Source organism: Streptomyces sp. NPDC002499, from assembly GCF_053595415.1.
On sequence record NZ_JBSFXO010000001.1, the window covers coordinates 234,141 to 257,751 of the forward strand.

Genomic DNA, 23,611 nt, shown 5'->3' on the forward strand with positions numbered 1-23,611 from the left:
ACCTGACCCGCCATGTCACGGGTACGCCCCACCGTGTCGGTGATCATCCCCAACTACAACTACGAGAAGACGCTCCGGGCCTGTCTGGAGTCCGTGTACGCGCAGACCCTCGCGCCTCTGGACGTCGTGGTCGTCGACGACGCCAGCACCGACGGCTCCCGCGAGGTGGTCCGCGCGTTCCCCTGTGTCCTGGTGGCCCGCCCGGACAACGGCGGGGTGTCGGCGGCGCGGAACCAGGGCGCCTCGACCGCGCGGGGCGAGATCCTCTTCTTCCTCGACTCCGACATCGCCCTGGAGCCCGACGCCATCGAGAACGCCGTCGATCTGCTCCTGAGCGAACCGGAGACGGGGTGCGTGCACGGGATCGTGGCTCCCGAGCCCCTCTTCGACGACGGTCCCGTGGAGGTGTACCACTGCCTGCACGCGCACTTCTGGCGCCGCCGCAGCGCGGGGCTCGTCGGGACCGCCTTCTTCGCCATGGCCGCGATCGAACGTCGGGTCTTCGAGGAGGTCGGCCCCTTCGACGAGAACCTCCGGGACTCGGAGGACGTCGAGTACAGCGACCGGCTGGCCGTCACCCACCGCATCCGCCTCACGCAGACGGTGGCGGGCCGGCATGACGACGTGGACCGGTTCCTGCCGATGCTCGCCGAGCAGTACCGGCGTTCCCAACTCCTCATCCCCGTGGCCGCGGTGGAACGCCGGCGCGGCGGCGGACTGCGCGCGAACCCCACCCGCGGTGTGCTGGCGGCGGCGCTCGTCCCCGCCACCCTGCCGCTGGCGTTCGTCAGCCTCTGGTTGTTGGCGGTGCCGCTGGCCTGCGCGCTGGCCTTCGCCATGGCGGATCCGGGACTGTCTCGCTTCGTGGCCCGCCGCAAGGGAGTCGCGTTCCTGGTGTGGTTCACCGGCGTCCACTTCGCCGTGCATCTTGCCCTGGTGCTCGGCGCGTTGCACGGCGGTGTGCGCTGGGTCCTGGACCCCGGTTTCGGCCCGTCCGTACGGGGCCGGGACCGTGCCTCAGCGGTGATCCCGTCGTGACCGGCACCGAGCGGGACGAGCCCGCCGCCGCGGTGCCGGACGTCGGTGAGCGGCCGTCCCTGCGCTCCCGCGTGCTGCGTGTCGTCGTCGCCGTGGCGTTGCTGGCGGCCACCGTCTTCGCCGTCGGGGGCTCCGTGCGCGGCGCCAGTACCGAGGTGTCGCAGGCGGCGGAACGGCCGGGCGGTGTGCTGCTGTTGGGTGCCGCGCTGGTGGCGAACGCCGTCGGTCTGGGTCTGTCGATGCTGTCGTGGCGGGTACTGCTCTCGGACGGGGGCCGACGGATCCGGGCGGCCGACGCGGCCCGGATCTTCTTCATCGGGGTCATCAGCAAGTTCGTACCGGGCCGGGTCTGGGGTGTCCTCGCGCATGTCCAGCTCGGCAAGGCCGTCGGGATCGCCCCCGAGCAGATGATCGCCGCCTTCGGGCTCGGTCTCGTCATCGGTACGAGTACGGGCGCCGCCTTCGGTCTGCTGGTCGCGCCGGCCGTGCTGGGTGCCCAGGCCTGGGTGCTGGCTCCGTTGATCCTGCTCGCGGCGGCCGCCGTCGCGTGGCCCGGCTGGGTCAACGGACTGGTGGCCCTGACCATGCGGCTGGCCCGGCGCCCCGCGTCGGCCGTACAGGGCTCGCCCCGGACCGTGCGCGCCTCGATCGGCTGGGCCTGTGTGTCCTGGGTGGTGTCCGGGCTCCATCTGTGGGCCATCGCCGTGCTGTTCGGGGCGCCGCTGCTGTCCTCCCTGCCCGTGTGCGTCGGCGGGTTCGCCCTCGCCACCGTCGCCGGGAGTCTGGCCTTCGTCCTGCCCGACGGCTGGGGGGCACGCGAGCTGGTCCTGCTCGCGCTGCTCAGCCCGGTCCTGCCGCTGTCGGCCGCCACCGCGGCGGCGATCACCAGCCGAGTGGTCTGCGTGCTGAGCGAGGTGGCCGCCACAGGCGGCGCGCTGCTCTGGGCACGCGCCGTCGGCCCCCTGCGATCCCCCCGAACCACGCTTCAGGAAGGAACCGCATGACTTCCGACGGACGCCTGCTCACCGTCGACGACTGCGAACAGATGCCGGTGCGCCAGGTCCACGACCTGTATCGCGCCCACATCAACAAGAGCCAGGTGGCGTTGATGACCTCCTTCGGCTTCGGCCGGGAACTGGTCGACCGTGCCGAGGGCTCGTGGATCCACACCCGCGACGGGCGCCGCATCCTGGACTTCACCGGCGGAGTGGGCGTGCTCAGCCACGGCCACAACCATCCCCGTATCCTCGCCGCGCGCCGGCGCTTCCAGGAGCAGCGCAGGATGGAGGTCCACAAGACGTACTTCTCGCCGTACGTGGCCGCGCTCGGCCACAATCTCGCCCAACTCCTGCCCGGCGACCTGAACATGTCGTTCCTGCCGAACTCGGGTGCCGAGGCGGTCGAGGGCGCCGTGAAGCTGGCGTACAAGTACCACCGGGGCCGCCGGCAGCGGATCCTGCACGCCGACATCAGCTTCCACGGCAAGCTGCTCGGCTCCGGCAGCCTGACCGGCAGCGCGCAGAACAGCTTCGCCTTCCCCGGCATCCCTGGCGTCGCCTCGTTCCGCTACGGCGATCTGGACTCCGTACGCGCGGCCGTCGACGCGACGCGTGACGCCAAGGGCCGCTGCGACACGTACGCCATCCTCATCGAGCCCTTCTCCGCCTCGACCATGACGGAGTGCTCCGAGGAATTCCTGCGCGGGCTGCGGGAGTTGTGCACAGCCGAGGACATCGTGCTGATCTTCGACGAGATCTACACCGGCTGGGGCAAGACCGGCACGCTCTTCCACTTCATGCGCTACCCGGGTCTGGTGCCGGACGTGGTGACCACGTCCAAGTCCTTCGGGGGCGGCAAGTCGTCGATCTCCGCGTTCGTGGCGCGCGAGCCGATCTTCCGGGCCGCGTACGACAGCCTCGGCGATGCCATGCTCCAGTCGACCAGCACCACGTACTACGGATTCGGCGAGGAGACCGCGACCGCCATCGAGGCCGTCAACATCGCCGTCGATGACGACTATCCGGGCCGGGCCCGTGCCATCGAGCGTGTCCTCGCGCCGGGACTCGCGCGGCTGCGCAAGCAGTACCCCGACGTGATCGCCGACATCCGCGGGGCCGGCGCGCTGTACGGGATCTTCCTCGACGGCGGCCCCAGGCTCCTGGATCTCGCCGCGAAGCTCGCGCCCGGGGGCTTGGCGCGCGACCCGCTGCTGCGCACCAAGGTCATCACCTGCGCGGTCGTCAACGCGATGTACCACGACCACGACGTGTACATGTACTACACGCTCAACGGGCGCAGCCCGCTGGTCGCCGCACCCTCGCTCGTCGCGGGTGCCGAGGAGGTCGAGATCTTCCTCGACGCCCTGGACAAGACGCTGGCCAAGGGCATGAACCGGCTGCTCGGCGCCTTCTTCAAGGACAAGGCGGTGTCCCGATGGGCGGCCTGACCATCGCGGTGACCGGCGCGGCCGGCATGCTCGGCTCGCATCTCGTGGCCCGGCTCGCCGCCGACGGCCACGACGTCGTGGGCATCGACGTGATCGACGAGGCGCGGTCCCCGCAGGGGGTGCGGCACGTCGTCGCCGACATCCGCGACGCCGCCGCGCTCGACCGGGCCTTCGACGACGTCGACGCACTCGTGCACTGTGCGGCGGCGCTGCCCAGCTACCCCGCCGACCAGATCCGTTCGGTGACGGTCGACGGCACCCGCAGTGTCCTGTCCGCCGCGCACCGGGCCCGTGTCGGCCGGGTCGTGCACATCTCCTCGACGGCCGTCTACGGCCTCCCCAAGCAGGTACCGACACCCGAGGAGCATCCGCGGGAACCGGTGGACCCGTACAGCAGGGCCAAGGCCGAGGCGGAGGAGGTCTGCGAGGAGTTCCGGGCCCGGGGCATGTGCCTGTCGGTGCTGCGCCCCAAGACGTTCCTGGGCCCCGGACGGATGGGGCTGTTCTCGATGCTCTTCGAGTGGGCCGAGGAGGGCCGCAACTTCCCCGTCCTGGGGCGGGGCGACGTACGCATCCAGATGTTCGGCATGGACGATCTCGTCGACGCCGTGGTGCTGGCGCTGCACGCCGATCCGGAGACCGCCAACGACGTGTACAACCTGGGCGCGGCCGAATTCGGCACGCTGCGCGAGGACTTCCAGGCCGTGCTCGACGCGGCGGGACACGGCAAACGGCTCGTCTCCCTGCCCGCCGCCCCCGCCCTGAGCGTGCTGCGGCTGCTGGAACGCGGCCGTCTGTCACCGGTCTACGGGCGGCTGCTCTTCAAGCTTCTGGACGACTCCTACGTGGACATCAGCCGCGCCCGGGAACGCCTCGGGTTCAAGCCGGAGCAGTCCAACCAGGACGCCATCCTGCGCACGTACGACTGGTGGCGCACCCAGCGGCGGGCCGGCGGGCACTCCGCGGGCAAGGGCCGGACGAGCCGGGAGCCGTGGCGCCAAGGAGCACTGAGCCTCGCCAAGGTGTTCTTCTGAGACCCTCTGGAGCCCATGCCGTGGACACCACGAAGTCCTCACCCGCGCCCGCGCGCGTGGTGGCGGTCCCACCCCAACCGCCCGATCCGCCGGATGCTCCTGTTCTCACCGAGGCGCCCGTCCGGCACCGCCCCTACCTGCTCGACCTGTTGGCACTGCTGCGCCCGCACCAGTGGGTGAAGAACTTCGCCGTGGTGCCGCTGGCCCTGCTCGACGCGCGGCCCTGGTCGGGTGCCGCACTGCTGCGCACCGGCTGGGCCGTGGTCGGCTTCACGCTGGCCTCGGCGCTCGTCTACGTCGTCAACGACCTGGCCGACCGGGAGCGGGACCGGCTGCACCCCGTCAAGCGCCGCCGTCCGATCGCCTCCGGCCGGGTCTCCGTCGCGGCCGCCGCCGCACTGGCCGGGGGGCTGGCGCTGTCGCTGGGCGGCTGGGCGCTCGTCGGGCCCGCGTGGCGGTGGTGGCCCGTCGCCGTGTATCTGTTGATCAGCTTCGCCTATGCCCGCGGGCTCAAGCATGTGCCGCTGGTGGACGCGTTCATCGTCGCCTCCGGTTTCGTGCTGCGGCTCGCACAGGGTGCGCTGGCCCTGGGCAGCGGGGTCTCCGCCTGGCTCGCGCTGTGCGTCTTCTGCCTCTGTCTGATGCTGTCGCTCGGCAAACGCCGGCACGAGTTGGGTGCGGCGGGCCCGGCCCACCGGCCCGCCCTGCGCGGATACACGCGCGCGTTCCTCGACCACCTGGTCGTGCTGGTGGCCGTCCTGACAGCGATGTCGTACGTCTGCTACCTGCGGGACGACGCCGTCTTCGCGTCCAAGGCGCCTCTGGTGGTCCTGCTGTCGGCCCCCTGCGCCGTGTTCGGACTGGCCCGCTATCTACAGGTGCTGCTCGTCGAGGACGGCGGGGCCGAACCGGTCCGCGTTCTGCTGCGCGACCGGGCGACGCTCGTCAACGCGCTCGTGTGGGGCGTGCTCGTCTCCGTCGCCCTGCTGCTGTCCCACCGCCCGTTCTGATTCCTCCGACCGCTCGAAGGTGCGGCTCTGCCCATGACACAGAAGAAGCCCCTTGTCTCCGTCGTCATCCCCAACTACAACTACGGCCGGGCACTCGAACTCTGCCTGCGCGCGGCCCTGGCCCAGACGTACGAGCCCCTGGAGATCCTGCTCGTCGACGACTGCAGCACCGACGACTCCGTGGCCGTCGCCGAGGCGTGCGGGGTGCGGGTGATCAGCACCGGCGTCAACAGCGGGGTGGCCACCACCCGCAACACCGGCGCCGCCCACGCCCGGGGCGAGATCATCGTGTTCTGCGACTCCGACGTCGCCATGGAACCGGACGCCGTCGCCAACGCCGTCGCCCTGCTCGACTCGAATCCGCGCATCGGCGCCGTGTGCGGCACCTACGACGCCGAACCCCTCATCCGGGACAGTCTGATCGAGGAGTACCGCTGCCTCCATCAGTACTACTGGCTGGCCGAGACGGAGGGCCGCATCGGTACCGTGCACACCGCGATCCTCGCCATGCCCGCCCAGGTCTTCGCCGAAGTCGGCCCGTTCAACCCCCGGCTGCGGCACACCGAGGACGGTGACTACGCCGCCCGGCTCTGCCCGCACTACGAGGTCCACAGCTCCACCACCGTGCGCGGCCGGCACGACCACGACGACACCTGGCGGGTGGTGCTGCGCAAGGTGTTCCACCGCACCCGGCTGCACATCCCGCTCTATCTGCGCCGCGGCGACCTGCCGGGCGGCATCGCCACCGGGCCGCGCGCGAGCGCCAGCGTGGCCGCGCTGTCGGCGATTCTCACCCTGCCGCTGGCGGCCCTCTCCTCCCTGTGGCTGCTGCTGTCCGCGGCCCTGCTGGGCTTCTCGGTCCTCGCCGACACGGCCCTGTACCGCTTCGTTCTGCGCCGCAGAGGACCGTTGTTCACGGGGTACTTCGTGTTCGCGCACTTCGTCGTCAACGCGGTCATCGCGGCCGGGGCGGGGGTGGGTGTAGTGCAGTGCCTGGCATCGCAGCGCTTCCGCCGCCTGTACGAGCCGGCGGGGCGCGGCGACGCGGTACAGGCCACGGCATGACTCAAGCACCTCCGCCGGAGACCCTGTCGGGCGGCCCCGCCGAGAGTCCACCAAACTCGGCGCCCAACAGCCCGGTCCGAAAACGGAGTTGGCCGGGCACGGCCCTGCTGGTCATCGCCGTGCTCTGGACCCTGTTCGTCGCCGGCCGTGCCGTGTTCAGCGGGCGGTGGTGGCTGTGGAACGGTGTCGGGCTCGCCCCGCCGCTCGCCTGCCTGTTGGTCCCCGTCGTCCTGCTCGTCCCGGCCGCCCTGGCCCGGCGGCGTCTGCTCACCGTGGGCGTGGTCCTCACCTCGCTGCTGCTGGGCTCCTGGCAGGCGGGCCTGCATCCCGGCGCCCTGTTCCGCGGCGAGGGGTCGGTGCCGCCCGGCGCGGTGAAGGTGGTCAGTTGGAACACCTTCTTCTGGGACCAGGACAACGACACGGACGCCTTCTACGCGTATCTCAAGTCCCGTGACGCGGACGTCTATCTGCTTCAGGAGTACGAGAACGCCCGTGCCGGACGGCCCACCCCCATCGACGAACTCGCCCGCATCAAGGCCGAGTTCCCGGGATACCACGTGGCGACGCGGGGCGAGTTCCTCACCCTCTCGCGCTATCCCATCGTCGGGACGAAGGCCCTGCGCCCCACCGATCTCGCCGCGCCCGACACGGACTGGGCGGACTACTGGAACATCCGCGTCCTGCGCACGGACGTCAGGGTCGACGGACGCGTCCTCTCCCTCTACAACACGCACCTGCCCGACCTGCTGAACGTCGACCGCAACCCGCTCACGCCCTCCTACTACCGGTCCGTGCACCAGTTGTCCGACCGTCGCGACGCCCATTTCCGGGCGCTGCGCGCGGACTTGAGCGCCAACCGGAACCCGGTGGTGCTCGCCGGCGACCTCAACGTGCTGCCCGGCACCGGTGACCTGCGCTGGTTCGACGGCCTGCGCGACGCGGCCGAGAAGGGTGACTCGGTGTACCCGGCGACCTTTCCGGTGCGCGGCCCCGCCCTGTGGCGGCTGGACTGGGCGTTCGTCTCACCCGCCCTGCGCCTGCACCGCCAGTCGCTGCTCGACCCGCCCGCGGATCTGTCCACGCATCGGTTGATCGATCTGCGGCTCTCCCTGCCCGCCTCCGGGGACCCTGCCCCGACCACCGACAAGGATGGTTCATGACCAGGCGCACCGCACGGTCGCCGCGCTTCGACGTGACGATCGTCCTCACCTACTACCTGCCCTACACGAGCGGCCTGACCGAGGTGGCCCGCACGGTCGCGGAAGGGCTGGCCGCGCGCGGCCGACGGGTCGCGGTGGTCGCCACCCGGCACGACCGCGACCACCCGGCGCGGGAGACGCTCAACGGCGTCGAGGTGTTCCGGACACCGGTGGTGGCCCGGATCGGACGCGGCACTATCAGTCCGGGCTTCGCGCCGCTGGCCGGACGCATCGCCCGCGACTCGGGGGCGGTCCAGATCCATCTGCCGATGCTGGAGGCCGGCCTCGTCGCGCGGCTGGCCGGCTCGACGCCCGTGGTGTGCACGCATCACGACGACGTGTGGTTGCCGAAGGGTGGACTGGCCGCCCTTCAAGTGCCGGTGGTGGACGCGTCGGTCGCCGCCGCCCTGCGCCGGTCGTCGGCCGTCGTCGTCAACAACCTTGATCACGCGGAGCATTCACGCCATTTCCGTCTCATGCGGGAACGCCGCCTGCTGGCCATCGCACCGCCCTGCCGGGAGCGCGAACGCACTTCTGCCACCTTCCGGGAGAGCGACGGCCCGCACATCGGTTTCCTTGGCCGGATCGCGCCGGAGAAGGGTCTGCATCATCTGGTCGACGCATTCCGGCGGTTGACCGATCCCGAGGCACGGCTGATGATCGCGGGGGACTACTCCAAGGTGGCGGGGGGCAGCGTGGTCGGCGCACTGCGCGAACGGGCCGGGGACGACTCGAGGATCCGGTTCACCGGGTTCCTGGACGACGCCCAAGTGGCGGAGTTCTACTCGTCGTTGGACGCCTTCGCACTGCCGTCCGTGGCGGAGGAGTCCTTCGGCATCTCCCAGGCGGAGGCCATGATGATGGGCGTACCGTCCGTCGCCAGCGACGCGCCCGGCATGCGGGTGCCCGTCTCCGACACCGGGTTCGGCCGGCTCTTCCCGACCGGTGACGCCGTCGCCCTGGCGGACGCGTTGAGGGAGGTCGTCGCGTACTCGGCGGAGCGCCGTGCCGAGGGGATGCGCGCGGCGCGGGCCCGTTACGGCACAGCGGGTTGCGTCGACGCGTACGACGGGCTGTTCCAGGAGTTGCGCGGCGCACGAGAGGTCCCGGTGTGATCGAAGAGTTCGTGCGGTGGGCGGCGGTGGCCTGGGCGGTGTTCCTGGGCGCGCACCTGCTGCTCAACGGGCGTTGGTGGGCCTGGCTGTTGCCGTCACTGCTGCCGCCGCCGCTCTTCGTCGCGGTGCCGTGCGTTCTGGTCGGCGCGGCCTGGGCGACCGGCGATCCGGTCGCGGCCGTGCTGTCTGGCGCCGCCCTTGTGCCGGGCGCGCGTCAGAGCGGGCTGCATCCGAGCGCGCCGTTGCGAAAGCCGCACGGGACGCCCGGAGACACCGCGGTGAAGCTCGTCTCGTGGAACACCCAGCACTGGTGTCAGACCAAGGAGGCGGACCCGTTCTACGCCTTCCTGCGCGAACTGGACGCGGACGTCTACCTGTTGCAGGAGTACCACAACGACGTGTTCGACGGCACGTATCGCCTCATCGACGACGAGGCGCGACTGCGCGCCGAGTTCCCCGGGCACGAGGTGGTCATCGCCCGGGGTCTGGTCACCCTGTCCCGGCTGCCGGTGGCGGCGACCGTGGAGACGGCGGCACGGCGGGTGCTGCGTGTGGACCTGCGGCTGCCCGGCGGCCCGGATCGCGTGCTGTCCACCTTCAACGTCCACATCCCCGTGCAACTGCGTCTCATCAACCCGCTCCGTGCGGAGTTCTACCGCAACGTCCGGGAGCGGGCGGGAGACCGGGAGCGCGAGTACGCGGGGCTGCAGCGCGATGTCGCCGACTGCCCCAACCCCGCTGTGATCGCAGGGGACTTCAACACCACGCCCGCCGTGGGCGACGTACGACACATCGCCGCGCTGGGAGTCGACGCCGTCCCGTTGACGGGAAGGTTCTACCCCGTCTCGTGGCAGGCCCGTGCGGGCATGCGCTGGTGGCGCCTGGACTGGGTGCTCAGCACAGCCGGAGCACGGGTGCACAGCTACCGCTTCCGCGATCCGCGCGGGCTGTCCGACCACTGCGTCCAGGAGGTGTCCGTCTCGCTCGCCGACCCGGATGCCCCCGCGCCCTCCCCCACCCGACACGACCGAGAGGCACCGCACGATGCGCTACCGCTATCTGGGAAGCACCGGCCTGAGGGTCAGTGAGCTCTGCCTCGGAGCCATGACCTTCGGCCGCGAGACCGACGAGGCCACCAGCCACGCCATGCTCGACCGTTTCGTCGACGTCGGCGGAAACTTCGTCGACACCGCGGACATCTACTCCGCGGGCGTCTCGGAGGAGATCACCGGGCGCTGGCTGAAGCGGCGGCGGCGCGAGGACGTCGTGGTCGCCTCGAAGGTCCGGTACGCCATGGGCGACGGCCCCAACGACCGTGGTCTGGGCCGCGCCCACGTGATCGCCGGGGTGGAGGCGACCCTCCGTCGGCTCGGCACCGACTACCTCGACGTCTACCAGGTGCACGCCTGGGACCCGGGCACCCCGCTGCGGGAGACGCTGGCCACGCTCGACACGTTGGTCACCTCGGGGAAGGTCCGCTACCTGGGCGCGAGCAATTTCTCCGGCTGGCAGCTCCAGAAGGCCGTCGACCTCAGCCACGCGAACGGCTGGGAGCCCTTCACCTGTCTCCAGCCGCTCTACAACCTCCTCGACCGCGAGGCCGAGTGGGAGCTGATGGAGGTCAGCCGCAACGAGGGGCTCGGTGTGATCCCGTGGAGCCCGCTGCGCGGCGGCTGGCTCAGCGGGGCGATCCGGCGCGGTATGTCGGGGCCGGTGTCCGGTACCCGGGTGGAGACCGCCGGGCAGCTCGGGTGGGGTGAGCGGTGGGACGTCTACAACCAGGAGGAGCGCACCTGGCGGGTGTTGGACGCGCTGCACGAGGTGGCCGAGCGGAGCGGTCTCGCGCCCGCGCAAGTGGCCCTCGCCTGGTTGCTGGAGCAGCCGGGAGTGACCGCGCCCATCGTGGGTGCGCGCACGATGGAGCAGTTGGAGACCAACCTGGGCGCGGCCGGCCTCGACCTGGACCCGTCCGACGTCGAACAGCTCACCCGCGCCAGTGACCAGCGCCTGCCCTATCCCTACAACGTGATCGAGAGGGACCCGGAGCGCCGCTGACCGCGGTGGCCCGGACGGCCGGCAGCCCGTCCTCCCTGGCTCAGGGACGAGAGGACGGGCTGCCGGACTCCGCCGGGCGCCGGTGGCTCGGTGCCGGGGCAGGTGGGACGGGCGTCCGCGTCAGTCGGAGACCCGTACCACCGTCGTCGCCCCGGCCCGGACCGTCGGCGTCGCGTAGGTGTACGTCACACCGTCGACCTTCTTGATGTGCACGCGCTGCGCGACACCGTTGACGGTGATCTTCTTGTGGACCCCGGTGAAGCGGGCCTCCCACTCGTAGGAGCCCTTGCGCGCGTTGTTGGTCAGCGTGGTCTTCGTCGCGCCGTCGTGCCGGACGGTGACCGAGCCCGTGCCGATGGGGACGTCCGCCGCCTGGAGCCACTTCATGCCGGAGGGCAGCCGGGACTGGGTGGTCACCTTGTGGTTCGGCGCGTCCGGGGTGATGCCCATCAGACCCTGGACGGTCTGGCTGACCAGGGTGAACGACACCTCGGGATAGTCGCCGTTGGGACCCTGGCTGGAGTTGATGTGCTGGGTCTCCCGCTCGCCGTAGATCTTCTTCATCCACTGCCAGGCGGTGTCGTTGCGGTTGTTCTTGAAGAACATGTCCGGCAGGTACGTCGTCGACTCGATGTTGGGCGAGCCGTCCGGGCCCAGCTCCTGCTGCTGGATGTAGTCGAGGTAGGCGTCGTTGCGCGGTCCGGGGTCGATGATCTGCTTCATCGGCATGAAGACGCTGTTCTCCTTGCCCCAGCCGGTGACCGGGGTGCCGGCGAGGGTGTACGCGCGGACCATGGCGGCGCCGGTTCCGGTGCCGCTCCACTTGTCGTTGAAGTACTTCTTGAGGTCGGCGGCCTTCTTGTCGTACGTCTTGGCGAGTTTGGCGTCGCCCTTGCCGCGCGCCAGGACGGCCATCGCCAGGTACGCCTGGTACTCCGAGGCGATGCCGTCCCCGGCCTCGGCGAGACCGTCGCCGTCCTGCTCGTTGTAGCTCGCGGCGCCCTGGAAGATGCCGTTGCCCGTGCCCTCGGCGACCTTGACCTTGCCGTTGTCCACGGCGGAGTTGTGCAGGTCGATGAACTGGTCGGTGGCATGCCGGTAGAACTCCCACAGCGCCGGGTCGTCCACGTACCTGCGGTCGCCGGTCCAGAGGTAGGCCTGGGCCGCCTTCTCGACGAGTTCGAAGGTGGCCGGCACCTCGCGCACGAAGTTGTCGGGGGTCTTGTAGTCGATGCTGAGGTAGGTCTTGGCGTCGAAGTTGAGTGACCAGACCGGGAAGTACTTGTGCTCGGCGGTGGCCGATGCCGCGTAGGAGCGGAGCATGTTCTCGTTCTCGTCGTCGAGACCGATGATGTGCGCGCCGGCCAGCTGGTGGGTCATGTCGCGGGAGTAGTAGGCGCTCCGGTTGGCGTATCCGGCCCAGTAGGTGGGCCCGTACGTCGCGGCACCGGTGCCGCCGACCTGGTACTCGTCGACGTTGACCGGGCCGACCGTGCCGGGCAGTTGTGCCCAGCTGTTGGCCTTCTTCTTGGCCCAGTCGAACATCGCGGCGACCTCGGGGTCGGACGAGGTGACCTTGGGATCGGCGGACGCGGCCGGGGAGATCATGAGGTCGTCGGCGTTGACCCAGGCGGTGCCGGAGCCGAACTCGATCTGGAGCCGGTCGCCGGTCTTCAACGTGACACCGCTGATGGTGTACCGGGCGTAGCCGGGGTGCTGCGGCAGCGTGATCGTCTGGACGGTCTGGCCGTTGCGTCTGACCGTGTAGGTGCCGCCGGTGCCGGCGCTGCCGATCCACGCGGAGAAGTCGTAACTGCCGTTCCTGGGCGCGACGACGGTCACTTGCCCGCTCTTGCCGGCGCCGGCGTCGAGGTAGAGGAAGCGTTCGCCGCCGTGCCGGTTGCCGGTGCCGACGCCGGCGCCCGAGGTGAAGGTCCAGCCCGTGCCGCCGTTCTCGAAGCCGGGGTCCGGGATGGTCAGCTGGGGGCGGGCGGCGGAGGTGCCGTCCGCCGCAGCCGTGGCCGACAGCGCGGGCGCCAACGGAACGATCACGGCAACAGCGGTGAGCAGCATGAGCCTGGAGGGCTTCATCGGGTCTCCCGGGTCTTCAGTCACGGCGAGGGTGCGGACGGCCGCGTGGTGGCGGAAAGCTAACAGGGGCGGGAGAGGCGATTCAATGGTCATGCGCAAGAAACATGGAAGACATGCAGACTGACTGCTATCTTCCGTGGACTACCTGGCTGAAAGTTTTCATCTATTCATTGCAAGTGACGGCGGAGGGAACCGCATGAAGGTCGGCATCACCGAGGTCGCGGTCCGGGCGCAGGTGAGTGAGGCCACGGTCAGCCGCGTCATCAACCGGCGCCAGGGCGTGTCGCGCAGGACGCGCGAGGCGGTCGAGCAGGCGATGACCGACCTGGGGTACGAGCGGCAGACACGGGGACAGCTCGTCGCGGTCATCACCGAACTCGTCTCCAACCCGTTCTTCGCGGACATCTGCGAACGGATCGAGTCCACGCTCGCCCCGCACGGACTGAAGACGGTCGTGTGCCCGTGCTTCCCGGGCGGGGTACAGGAGTTGGACTTCCTGACCTCGCTCGCCGACCGGGGCGTGGCCGCCGTCGTGTTCCTGTCCGCCAGCAACACGATCGAGGGCTCGGACCCGCAGGCGTACGAACTCCTGCGCTCCCGCAGGATCCCGTTCGTCGGGATCAACGGGCAGTTCGAGGGCGTGAGCGAGGCGCCGGTCTTCTCCACGGACGACCTGCTGGCCGCCGAACTCGCCGTCGACCATCTCCACCGGCTCGGTCACCGCCGTATCGGCATGGCGTCGGGTCCGGTCGGCAATCGGCCGGCCGACCGCCGGGTCAACGGCTTCATCTCCTCGCTCGCCAAGCGCGGGGTGGAGGATCCGGAGCAGTGGGTGGTCCGGCAGTCGTACACCGTCGAGGGCGGGCAGTCCGCCGCGATCTCGCTGCTCGGCCGGGGCGCCACGGCGATCGTCGCGGCCAGCGACTACATGGCTCTGGGCGCGATCCGCGGTGCGCGCCGGCAGGGATACGACGTTCCGGGCGACGTGTCGGTCGTCGGCTACGACGGCGCCATGATCATGGACTTCGTCGACCCTGCGCTGACCACGGTGCGCCAGCCGGCCGACCGCCTGGCCTCGGAGGTGGCCCGCAGCGTCATCGCCCTGGTCGGCAACCGTGACGTGCCCGTCGGCGAGCTGCTCTTCGACCCGGAGCTGGTGATCCGCGCGAGCACGGCGGCGCCGAAGACGGAGTGAGATCCCGACCGTCGGTGTCGGGTGCGGTTGCTCGTCCGGACCATTGACCTAGACATCGGATCTATAGACACTCTGCACGGAGATTCGGCTGATCATTCGGCGGAAACTTCACCTATTCATTGGGTGTTTCATGACTCATGGATGCTCCGGAGGGGCTATGCCAAAGTCTCGGTTCGTGTTTCTCGGGTTGTCGCTCGCGTTGCTCGGAGGTGCCGCCAGTCCTGTCGTCGCGGCACCGGCCGCAGCGCACAAGGCGAGACCGGTGGTGGTCGACGTGGACGACTACGGCGCCGATCCCACCGGCAGGAAGGACTCCGCGCCCGCCTTCGCCGCCGCGCTGCGGCACGCCAAGAAGGTCGACGGCGACCGGCCGGTCAAGGTCGTCTTCTCCAAGGGCACCTACCAGATCTACCCGGAGCGGGCGGAGACGCGTGAGCTGTACGTCTCCAACACCGTGGGCGCCGACCAGCGTTACCGGGACAAGAAGATCGGGCTGCTCGTCGAGGACATGCACGACGTCACCGTCGACGGCGGCGGGGCCAAGCTCGTCTACCACGGTCTGCAGACGGCGTTCGCGGCGATCCGCTCGACCGATGTGACGTTCCAGAACTTCTCGTTCGACTACGCGGCCCCCGAGGTCATCGACGCGACCGTCGCCACCGCCGGCGTCACCGGCGGCCACGCCTACCGCGTCCTGAAGATCCCGGCCGGCAGCCCGTACGAGGTGAACGGCACGCACATCACCTGGCTCGGCGAGAAGAGCCCGGTCACCGGGCAGCCGTACTGGTCGGGCACGGACGGGCTCCAGTACACGCAGATCCACGACCCCAAGGCGCAGAAGACCTGGCGTGCGGACAACCCGCTGTTCAACGACGTCGCCTCCGTCACCGACCTCGGCGGACGCAAGATCCGCATCGACTACAACGGCGCGACGCAGCCGACGGACGCCGGGCTCGTCTACCAGATGCGTCTCATCGAGCGGACCGAGCCGGGCGCCTTCATCTGGGAGTCCAAGAACGTCACGATGCGTTCGATGAACGCCTACTACCTCCAGTCCTTCGGCGTGGTGGGGCAGTTCAGCGAGAACATCTCCATCGACAAGGTGAACTTCGCGCCCGACCCGAAGTCCGGCCGCTCGACGTCCTCCTTCGCGGACTTCGTGCAGATGTCCGGAGTCAAGGGCAAGGTCTCGATCACCCGGAGCGTCTTCGACGGCCCGCACGACGACCCGATCAACATCCACGGCACCTACCTGGAAGTCGTCGGGCAGCCCGGACCGAACACCCTCACGCTCGCCTACAAGCACCCGCAGACCGCCGGGTTCCCGCAGTTCGCCCCGGGTGACGAGGTCGAGTTCACCACCAAGCGCACAATGACCCAGCTGACTCCGGCGCACGCGAAGGTCACCGCGGTCGACGGGCCGAGCGGGATGGACCACGACAAGCCGCTCACCACGATGACCGTCACCTTCGACCGTCCGGTCCCCGCCGGGACCGAGATCGGCGGCACGGTGGTCGAGAACATCACGGCCACCCCGTCGGTCGTCATCTCCGGCAACGTGTTCCGCAACGTGCCGACCCGGGGCATCCTCGTCACCACCCGCAAGCCCGTCCTGATCACCGGCAACCGGTTCGACGCGATGTCCATGGCCAGCATCTACGTCTCCGCCGACGCCTACCAGTGGTACGAGTCCGGGCCGGTCTCCAACCTGACGATCCGCGACAACTCCTTCACGCGGCCCAGCGGTCCGGTCATCTTCGTGGAGCCGACCAACCAGGTCGTCGACCCGGCGAACCCGGTGCACCGCAACATCTCGGTCGAGCACAACTCGTTCGACATCGGTGACGTGACCGTGGTCAACGCCAAGAGCGTCGGCGGGTTCACCTTCACCGGCAACACGGTCCGACGGCTGGCCAAGGCGGATCAACCGCCGTACAGCTCACCGCTGTTCGTCTTCCACGGCAGTTCGGACATCCGGATCGCGCGCAATCACTACGCCAAGGGTCTCAACACGTCCGTCGTCTCGGACTGACCCGGGCTGAGGCCGGCAGTCGAGGGGCAGGCCTTCCGCCTGCCCCTCGACTCCTCTCGACGCGTCACGACGTCTCTCAAAATCCTATGTGATCTCACTCCATCACGACGGAGCGGCAATCGTTGCACGGGTCTTGACGTGGCAATCACCCCTCCCCCAGCATCACGCACAACCGAAATCCTATTTGATTCAAGTGGGGCAAGCACCATGAGCCGTCGCCGTAGATCCGTGCTGTCAGCCACCGTCACCCTCTTCCTGCTCGCCGCCTCGACAGCCGCCTGCACCATCAAGAACTCGGACGACCCGGGTGCGGCCGACACCGCCTCCGCGCGGACCGGTGGCGGGTCTGCCGAACTCGCCGACGGCTCCAAGACCAAGGTCGCGCTGGTGCCCGGTGGAGCCCACCCCTACTTCCAGCCCTGGAAGACGGCCGGCGCGGAGGCCAAGAAGACCCTCGGGCTTGCGGACGTGACGTTCGACGAGACCGCCGAGTGGGACCAGCAGAAGCAGAACGACCTGCTGTCGACGCTGGCCGCCCGCGGCTACAACGCGTTCGGCATCTTCGGGGTCTCCCCGACCGACATCAACTCCACCTTCGCCGACCTCAAGTCCCAGGGCTTCGCGGTCGCTTCGCTCGCCTCCTGCCCCGCCGGCGGCACCAACGACGCCGACTTCTGTCTGTCGACGGACGTCGAACTCGCCGCCTACAAGGCCGCGCAGGCCGCCATCAAGGCGATGGGCGGCAAGGGCGCGCTGGTCCACCTCACCGGCAACAACGTCGACGCCAACACCCAGTTGAGGATGAAGGGCGTACAGAAGGCGGTGCAGGAGACCGGCGGCAAGGTCACGCTGCTGCAGACCATCACCGACATCGACAAGGACCTGCAGACCGCGCAGAAGGCGGTCTCCGACCTGCTCGCCGCCAAGGGCTCGAAGATCCAGGGCATCGTCTCGACCGCGTACAACCCGGCGGTCGCCGCCGCCGAGGCCGTACAGGAGGCCGGTTCGAAGGCCAAGGTCGTGGCCATCGACGACGACGCCAAGATCCTCAGCTCGATCAAGAACGGCTCCGTGACCGCGACGGTCGTGCAGAACCCCGTCGGTCAGGCGGAGATCGGCACCTGGGCCCTCGCGCTGCTCCAGACCAAGCAGTGCACGATGGCGAAGCCCGGACAGATCATCGACTCCGGCTCCTTCGTCGTGACGAAGGCGAACGTCGCCGACTACGACAGCGCACGGCAGGCCAAGACCGCCGAGCTGAAGAAGCAGTTCGCCGACACGTACCTCAACTGCCGCTGAACGCCCGGGCCACGGACGAAAGAAAGCCGCCACACCACATGAGCATCATCACCGACGCCACGGCCCTGCTGGCCGACATCGCGGTCGAGACGGACCGCACCGACGCCGTGCAGTCGTTCGTCAAGCAGGAGACGATCCTCGTACGACTGACCACTGCCGACGGCCTCGAAGGAACCGGCTACGCCTACACGATCGGCACCGGCGGAACCTCCGTACTGGCGCTGCTGCGCGACCACCTCCTGCCACTCCTGGCCGGCAAGGACGCGCGCAACGTCGAGGCGCTCTGGCAGGAGCTGTTCGGCCTGACCCGCGCGACGACCACCGGCGCCATCACCTCGCTCGCGCTCGCCGCCGTCGACACCGCCCTGTGGGACCTGCGCTGCAAGCGGGCCGGTGAGCCCGTGTGGCGGCTGGCCGGCGGCCACCGGCAGCACGTCCCGGTGTACGACACCGAGGGCGGCTGGCTGCACCTCAGCACCGAGGACCTGGTCAAGGGAGCCCTCGCGGCGAAGGACGCGCAGTGGGCCGGCGTCAAGATCAAGGTGGGCAAGCCGCACATCTCCGAGGACGCGGAGCGGCTTCGCGCGGTACGCGAGGCCGTCGGGCCCGCCCTGCACATCATGACCGACGCCAACCAGTCGCAGTCGCTGTCCCGTGCCGTCCAACTGGCCGCCGCGCTGGAGCCGTTCGACCCGTACTGGCTCGAAGAGCCCATGCCCGCCGACGACATCAGCGGCCACGCGACGCTCGCCCGCTCGACGCGGATCCCGATCGCGGTCGGTGAGTCGATGTACTCGCCGATGCAGTTCCGCAACTACCTGGAGACAGGCGGAGCTTCGGTGGTGCAGGTCGACGTCGCCCGTGTCGGCGGCATCACGCCGTGGCTCAAGGTGGCGCACCTGGCGGAGACCTTCAACGTCATGGTGTGCCCGCACTTCCTCATGGAACTGCACGTCAGCCTGGTCGCCGCGATCGCCAACGGCGCGTACGTGGAGTACATCCCGCAGCTGCGCGCGGTGACCCGCACCGAGCTGACCGTCCAGGACGGCCTCGCCGTGGCTCCCGACGAGCCGGGCATCGGTATCGACTGGGACATGGACGCCCTCGAGGACCGGAGGGTGTCGTGAAGACGGCCGCCGTCACCGAGCCCGACAGCGGGACGGACCGCCCCACCGAGGGAGCGCGCCCCGCCCACCGGCTGCCGTTCTGGGTCAACCAGCGGCTGGGGCTGCTGGTGCTGATCGTCGCGCTCAGCATCCTCTTCGGCTCCCTGCGGCCGGCGTTCTTCGACGCGCGGCTGGTGCTCTTCCCGCTGTTGAGGGACATCTCGACGCTGACCGTGGTGGCCCTGGCGCAGATGGTGGTGCTCTCCATCGGGCACATGAACCTCGCCGTCGGACGCATGGCCGCCTTCGGCGCCCTCTTCGCCGGGTTCGGCTACGACCGGCTCCATCTGCCCCTCGTCCTGGGCCTGTTGCTGTGCCTGGTCGCCGGCTGTGTCATCGGCGCGCTGACCGGCTGGATCATCGCCCGCACCGGCGTGAGTTCCTTCGTGGTGACGCTGGCGATGGATTTCGCGCTGCTGGGTCTGGTCTCCCTCCTGTACTCGTCCCTCACCGACAACGCCGCCTTCACCACGAGGCCGGCCGGGCTCGCGGAGCTGCGCTCCTACTCGCTCGCCGACATCTGTGTCGGGCCCGTCTGCGGCTCCCCCGCCATCCCGCAGATGACCCAGTTCACGCTGCTGGCCCTCATCGTGCTCGGCTTCCTCTACGCCCGTACCCGCATGGGGCGCGAGCTGCTGCTCACCGGTGCCAATCCCGCCGCGGCCGAGCTGTCCGGCATCCCGACGGGCCGCCGTATCGTCCTGGCGCACGGGCTGTCCGGGCTGCTCGCCGCACTCGCCGGGTTCATGGCCGCCGTCGGCACCGGCACGTTCAGCGCCTCCATCGGCGACGACTTCATGCTGCCCTCGTTCCTCGGGGCGGTCCTCGGCGGGACCCTGCTCACCGGCGGGGTCGTCTCCGTCATCGGCGCCCTGCTCGGCACCTCGCTGGTCGGCGTCATCCGCAAGGGCCTCGACCTGCTCGGGGTCGGCCTCGAAAGCCTCAACATCTACCTCGGCTGCATCCTGCTGCTGGCTCTGTCGGCGGACCGGGTACGCACCGTCCTGTCCTATCGCAAGGTGGTGCGCTCCACATGACCACGCTCCACGACCGGGGAGCCGCCGCCCTCCCCGCGCTGCGGCGCTTCTCCCGCTCGACGACGATGACCCTGCTGTGTGTCGTCCTGGCGGGCTATCTGGCGCTGGGGATCTCCTCGTCCGGCGACTTCTTCGAGGGGCCCTCGCTCCGCACCTTCCTCCAGTACCTCGCCACGCCGATCCTCATCGGACTGGCCCAGATGGTGGCCCTGTGCGTCGGGCAGCTCAACCTCGCCGTCGGCGCCCTGGGCGGCTTCAGCGCCTGCCTGATGGGCGTGCTGATGGCCGACCACGGCGTGCCCGCCGCCCTCGCCGTGCTGATCGGCGTGCTGAGCGCCACCCTGATCGGGCTGGTGACGGGCGTGTTCATCGTCGCCACCCAGATCAACGGCTTCATCGTCACGCTCGGCACTATGACGATCCTGCTCGGGGCGCAGTACCGGCTGTCGGGGACGCGCACCATCGACGGGTACTCCCCCACGCTGCGCGACCTCGGCCGCTCGGCGCCGCTGAACATCCCCCTCGTCTTCGTCACCGCGCTCGTCGCGGCGGCACTGCTGGCCGCGTTCATGTACCGCACGGTCGCCGGCCGACGGCTGCTGGCCGCCGGCGGAAACCCGCTCGCCGCGAGGCTGTCGGGCATCTCCACCGACCGCCAGATCGTGCTCGCGCACACCCTGTCGGGGCTGCTCGTCGGCATCGCCGCGATGACCGCCACCGCCTCCCTGCCCGGCGTCAACCGCAGTGTCGGCGGCGACTGGCTGCTGCCCAGCTTCGCGGCACCGATCATCGGCGGGGTCGCGCTGACCGGTGGCTCCGTGGCCGTGTTCGGGACGGTGCTCGCCGCGTTCGTGATGCGCCTGATCGACACCGCGCGGGCCCAGTACTCGCTCGACCCGAGCTGGGTGAACTTCCTCATCGGCGTGGTCGTGCTCGGCACGGTCGTCGGCGGCCGGATGCGCGAGACCCACCTCGACAAGAAGGGCCGGGCGCCCGGACGCACCCCACCCGTGCCACCGGACAGCGGCCCGCAGCCGGCCGGGGCGCTGCCCACGACGGGAGGCACCCGATGAGCGAGATCCTGTCGGAGGACGGTCTGCCGGAGGACGGCTCGGGCCGTGACGGCCTGCGGGGAGACGTCCTGCTGGAGTGCGAGGACATCGTCAAGGTCTTCCCCGGTGTACGCGCTCTCGACGGCGTGGGTCTGCGGCTGACCGCCGGCTCGGTGCACGCGTTGCTCGGTGAGAACGGCGCGGGCAAGTCGACGCTGATCAAGGTGATCACCGGGGTGCACACCCCCGACGGCGGCAGGCTCGTACGGGACGGTGAGGAGGTCCATCTCCGCTCCCCACTGGAGGCGGCCCGGGCCGGGATCGGCGTCGTCCACCAGGAGCGCAACCTGATCCCCGGCTTCTCCGTGGCGGAGAACATCACGCTCCAGAACCCGCCCTCACGGCGGGGCCTGGTCGACCGGGAGGCGATGACGGCCCCGGCCGAACGCTGCCTCGCGGAACTCGGCCTGGACATCGATCCGCACCGTCCGGTGCGCGAACTGTCGGTCGCCCAGCAGCAGTTGGTGGAGATCGCGAAGGCCCTGTACACCGAGAGCCGGGTCCTCCTGCTCGACGAGCCGACCGCGTCCCTCTCCCCGCAGGAGGCCGACCGCCTCTTCGACGTCGTCCGGCGGCTCACGGAACGCGGCACGTGTGTCGTCTTCGTCAGTCACAAGCTGGAGGAGGTCTTCGCCGTCTGCGACACCGTCACCGTGCTGCGCGACGGCCGCTCCGTCCTGGAGTCAGCCCCGCTGGCCGAGCACACCCAGGACGACGTGGTCACCCTCATGGTCGGCCGCACCCACGCGGTGACGGACATGGCCCCGCGCACGGTGGACACCTCCGCGGCCCCGGCGCTGTCCCTCACGGGGGTCTCCACCGCGGCGGGCCATGAGGACATCTCGCTCAGCGTCCGCCCCGGGGAGATCGTCGGCCTGTACGGACTGGTCGGCGCGGGCCGCAGCGAACTGGTCAAGGCCGTCCTCGGCCTGGACCGCGTCACCGGCGGCGAGATCCAGATCTACGGCAGGACGGCGCGGATCGGCTCGCCACGCGAGGCCCTGCACGAGTACGGCATCGGGTACCTGACCGAGAACCGCAAGGAGGAGGGCGTCTTCCTGGAGCAGCCCATCGTCCGGAACATCACGGTGACGGTGTGGAAGAGGCTGGCGCGGGCCCTGGGGTACGTCTCCTCGCGGGCGGAACAGGAGGTCTCGCAGGATCTCGTCGACCGCCTGAGCATCCGTGTCTCCGGCCTCCAGCAGAACGCCGGTGAACTCTCCGGCGGCAACCAGCAGAAGGTCAGCCTGGCGAAATGGCTAGCGGCGGACACCAAGCTGCTCGTCGTCGACGAGCCGACGGTCGGCGTGGACGTCCGCACGAAGCACGCCTTCCACGAACTGATCTGGGAGTTGGCCCGGGGCGGTCTGCCCATCCTCCTCATCAGCAGCGACCTGGCGGAGATGATCACGCTGGCCGACCGGGTCGTCGTCATGGCCGACCACCGCATCCGCGGCGAGGTGCCCAACGACCACGACTACGACCGGATGAGCGGGCAGATCATCCGCATCATCCACGACCGGGCCGTCTCGGTCGTGTCGGCGAAGGGGGACTGACGCGTGCGGCGCGTCGCGCAGGTCATCCGCCTGCGGCCCGAAAAGGCGGACGAGTACCGCGAGTTGCACCGGTCCGTACCCGAGCCGGTCCTCGCCCAACTGCGTCGCTGCCAGATCGCCAACTACTCGATCCACCTGCTCGGAGACCGGCTGTTCAGCTACTTCGAGTACCACGGGGAGGACTTGGCGGCCGACCTGGCACTGATGGCCGGGGATCCGGCGACCCAGGAATGGTGGGAGCTGACGGCGCCTTGCCAGGAGCCGGTCGAGGAGGCGGCGCCGGGTGAGTGGTGGGCGTCGACGGAGCAGGTGTTCCTCATGGAATGAAGTCAGGCTTCGAACCGGTCGAGTTGGCGCTCCAGGCTGCGCGTGAGGTGCTCCGCCATCGCCTCGGCCGCGCGTTCGGCCCTGCGGCGGAGTATCGCGCGTACCACTCGCCCGTGCTCCGCCGTGGTCGGGTCGCCCTCGCTCTGGAGGCTGCTGAGCCGGAAGACGTGCAGGTGGGCGTGGAGTCGTTGGACCGCGTCCGCGAGGAGCGGGCGGTGGGCGGCTTCGGCGATCGCGTCGTGGAAGCGCTGGTCCAGGGCGGCGAAATCACGGTACGCCGCGTACGTCCCGGCGGGGCCCGGGTGGGCCTGCATGTCCTCCAGGATCCCCTCGATGGCGTCGAGTTGGGAGTCGTCGGCGTTCAGGGCGGCCAGTGCGGCGGCTCGCGGTTCCAGGAGCAGCCGCATCTCGAACAGCTCCTCCACTCCCTGCCGGGTCAGCAGCTCGGTCGCCCGGTATCCCGACAGGGACCGCTTGACGACGAGCCCGTCCGCCTCCAGCCGGGCCAGGGCCTCGCGCACGGGGGTCGGTGACACATTGAGCGTGCGTGCGACGGACTCGATACCGACACGGGCGCCGGGGGCGATCTCGTGGTCCATGACCATGGTCTTGATGCCCTCGTAGACACTGTCGGACAGCACCTGACGAACCGGCGCCGCGGACAGCCCGCTCGCTCCGGCCGCCTCGTCGGAGACGGAGGGTTCGTCTGCCGGCATCCGGGTCTCCTCCGAGCTGTGGGCGTCACCGCGATGAACAGTTTACCGAGGTGGCGGGATCGAAGACCGAAGTGGGCGGCCCGATCGTCGTCATGCGGGCCAAGGTCATCCGCAGGTC

20 protein-coding genes are annotated in these 23,611 nt (G+C 69.9%); 18 read left to right on the forward strand and 2 right to left on the reverse strand.

Annotated elements, in window-relative coordinates:
* Positions 1–12: 12 nt before the first annotated feature.
* From ACWD5F_RS01080 to ACWD5F_RS01125, 10 genes are read left to right on the forward strand one after another with little or no spacing between them, the layout of a single operon-like run.
* The gene (locus ACWD5F_RS01080; protein ID WP_451249839.1) at positions 13–1,038 is read left to right on the forward strand and encodes a glycosyltransferase family 2 protein; all 1,026 of its coding nucleotides are present in this window, start codon (positions 13–15) and stop codon (positions 1,036–1,038) included.
* The gene (locus ACWD5F_RS01085) at positions 1,035–2,042 is read left to right on the forward strand and encodes a lysylphosphatidylglycerol synthase domain-containing protein (protein WP_451249841.1); all 1,008 of its coding nucleotides are present in this window, start codon (positions 1,035–1,037) and stop codon (positions 2,040–2,042) included. The genes ACWD5F_RS01080 and ACWD5F_RS01085 overlap by 4 nt, the downstream gene beginning before the upstream one ends.
* Positions 2,039–3,484: an aspartate aminotransferase family protein gene (locus tag ACWD5F_RS01090; protein WP_451249843.1), complete on the forward strand. Its 1,446-nt coding sequence runs from the start codon at positions 2,039–2,041 to the stop codon at positions 3,482–3,484. Before ACWD5F_RS01085 ends, ACWD5F_RS01090 begins: the two co-directional genes overlap by 4 nt.
* Positions 3,472–4,518, forward strand: a complete 1,047-nt coding sequence (locus tag ACWD5F_RS01095) for an NAD-dependent epimerase/dehydratase family protein (protein WP_451249845.1) — start codon at positions 3,472–3,474, stop codon at positions 4,516–4,518. The genes ACWD5F_RS01090 and ACWD5F_RS01095 overlap by 13 nt, the downstream gene beginning before the upstream one ends.
* A 20-nt stretch (positions 4,519–4,538) precedes the next feature.
* On the forward strand, positions 4,539–5,528 hold the full coding sequence (locus tag ACWD5F_RS01100) for a UbiA prenyltransferase family protein (RefSeq protein ID WP_451249847.1): 990 nt from the start codon (positions 4,539–4,541) through the stop codon (positions 5,526–5,528).
* A gap of 33 nt (positions 5,529–5,561) precedes the next feature.
* Positions 5,562–6,593, forward strand: a complete 1,032-nt coding sequence (locus ACWD5F_RS01105; protein ID WP_451249849.1) for a glycosyltransferase family 2 protein — start codon at positions 5,562–5,564, stop codon at positions 6,591–6,593.
* A complete protein-coding gene (locus ACWD5F_RS01110; RefSeq protein WP_451249851.1) occupies positions 6,590–7,753 on the forward strand; it encodes an endonuclease/exonuclease/phosphatase family protein in 1,164 nt (387 codons plus the stop codon). The genes ACWD5F_RS01105 and ACWD5F_RS01110 overlap by 4 nt, the downstream gene beginning before the upstream one ends.
* Positions 7,750–8,907 carry a glycosyltransferase family 4 protein gene (locus ACWD5F_RS01115; RefSeq protein ID WP_451249853.1) on the forward strand — a complete coding sequence of 386 codons (1,158 nt, stop codon included), beginning with the start codon at positions 7,750–7,752 and terminating at the stop codon, positions 8,905–8,907. Before ACWD5F_RS01110 ends, ACWD5F_RS01115 begins: the two co-directional genes overlap by 4 nt.
* Positions 8,904–9,995 (forward strand): endonuclease/exonuclease/phosphatase family protein, encoded by a 1,092-nt coding sequence (locus ACWD5F_RS01120; protein WP_451249855.1) that lies wholly within the window; start codon positions 8,904–8,906, stop codon positions 9,993–9,995. Before ACWD5F_RS01115 ends, ACWD5F_RS01120 begins: the two co-directional genes overlap by 4 nt.
* Positions 9,952–10,962 (forward strand): aldo/keto reductase, encoded by a 1,011-nt coding sequence (locus tag ACWD5F_RS01125; protein ID WP_451249857.1) that lies wholly within the window; start codon positions 9,952–9,954, stop codon positions 10,960–10,962. The genes ACWD5F_RS01120 and ACWD5F_RS01125 overlap by 44 nt, the downstream gene beginning before the upstream one ends.
* A gap of 120 nt (positions 10,963–11,082) precedes the next feature.
* Here ACWD5F_RS01125 and ACWD5F_RS01130 read toward each other — a convergent pair whose 3' ends face one another.
* A complete protein-coding gene (locus ACWD5F_RS01130) occupies positions 11,083–13,053 on the reverse strand; it encodes a hypothetical protein (protein WP_451249859.1) in 1,971 nt (656 codons plus the stop codon).
* A 196-nt stretch (positions 13,054–13,249) separates the two neighbouring features.
* Between ACWD5F_RS01130 and ACWD5F_RS01135 the strand changes: the two genes are divergently transcribed.
* From ACWD5F_RS01135 to ACWD5F_RS01170, 8 genes are all read left to right on the forward strand, one after another.
* Positions 13,250–14,248, forward strand: coding sequence for a LacI family DNA-binding transcriptional regulator (locus ACWD5F_RS01135; RefSeq protein WP_451249861.1), 999 nt, complete (start codon positions 13,250–13,252; stop codon positions 14,246–14,248).
* A gap of 157 nt (positions 14,249–14,405) precedes the next feature.
* A complete protein-coding gene (locus tag ACWD5F_RS01140) occupies positions 14,406–16,280 on the forward strand; it encodes a right-handed parallel beta-helix repeat-containing protein (protein WP_451249863.1) in 1,875 nt (624 codons plus the stop codon).
* A gap of 207 nt (positions 16,281–16,487) precedes the next feature.
* A complete protein-coding gene (locus ACWD5F_RS01145; protein WP_451249865.1) occupies positions 16,488–17,579 on the forward strand; it encodes a substrate-binding domain-containing protein in 1,092 nt (363 codons plus the stop codon).
* 38 nt (positions 17,580–17,617) lie between these two features.
* Positions 17,618–18,706, forward strand: coding sequence for a mandelate racemase/muconate lactonizing enzyme family protein (locus ACWD5F_RS01150; protein WP_451249867.1), 1,089 nt, complete (start codon positions 17,618–17,620; stop codon positions 18,704–18,706).
* The gene (locus tag ACWD5F_RS01155) at positions 18,703–19,782 is read left to right on the forward strand and encodes an ABC transporter permease (RefSeq protein ID WP_401724278.1); all 1,080 of its coding nucleotides are present in this window, start codon (positions 18,703–18,705) and stop codon (positions 19,780–19,782) included. The genes ACWD5F_RS01150 and ACWD5F_RS01155 overlap by 4 nt, the downstream gene beginning before the upstream one ends.
* A complete protein-coding gene (locus ACWD5F_RS01160; protein WP_451249869.1) occupies positions 19,779–20,855 on the forward strand; it encodes an ABC transporter permease in 1,077 nt (358 codons plus the stop codon). The genes ACWD5F_RS01155 and ACWD5F_RS01160 overlap by 4 nt, the downstream gene beginning before the upstream one ends.
* Positions 20,852–22,450 (forward strand): sugar ABC transporter ATP-binding protein, encoded by a 1,599-nt coding sequence (locus ACWD5F_RS01165; RefSeq protein WP_451249871.1) that lies wholly within the window; start codon positions 20,852–20,854, stop codon positions 22,448–22,450. Before ACWD5F_RS01160 ends, ACWD5F_RS01165 begins: the two co-directional genes overlap by 4 nt.
* Before the next feature lie 3 nt (positions 22,451–22,453).
* Complete coding sequence (locus ACWD5F_RS01170; protein WP_451249873.1) at positions 22,454–22,777, forward strand: L-rhamnose mutarotase; 324 nt, start codon at positions 22,454–22,456, stop codon at positions 22,775–22,777.
* A gap of 2 nt (positions 22,778–22,779) precedes the next feature.
* Here the strand turns inward: ACWD5F_RS01170 and ACWD5F_RS01175 are convergent, their stop codons facing one another.
* Complete coding sequence (locus ACWD5F_RS01175; RefSeq protein ID WP_451249875.1) at positions 22,780–23,493, reverse strand: GntR family transcriptional regulator; 714 nt, start codon at positions 23,491–23,493, stop codon at positions 22,780–22,782.
* Positions 23,494–23,611: the final 118 nt, after the last annotated feature.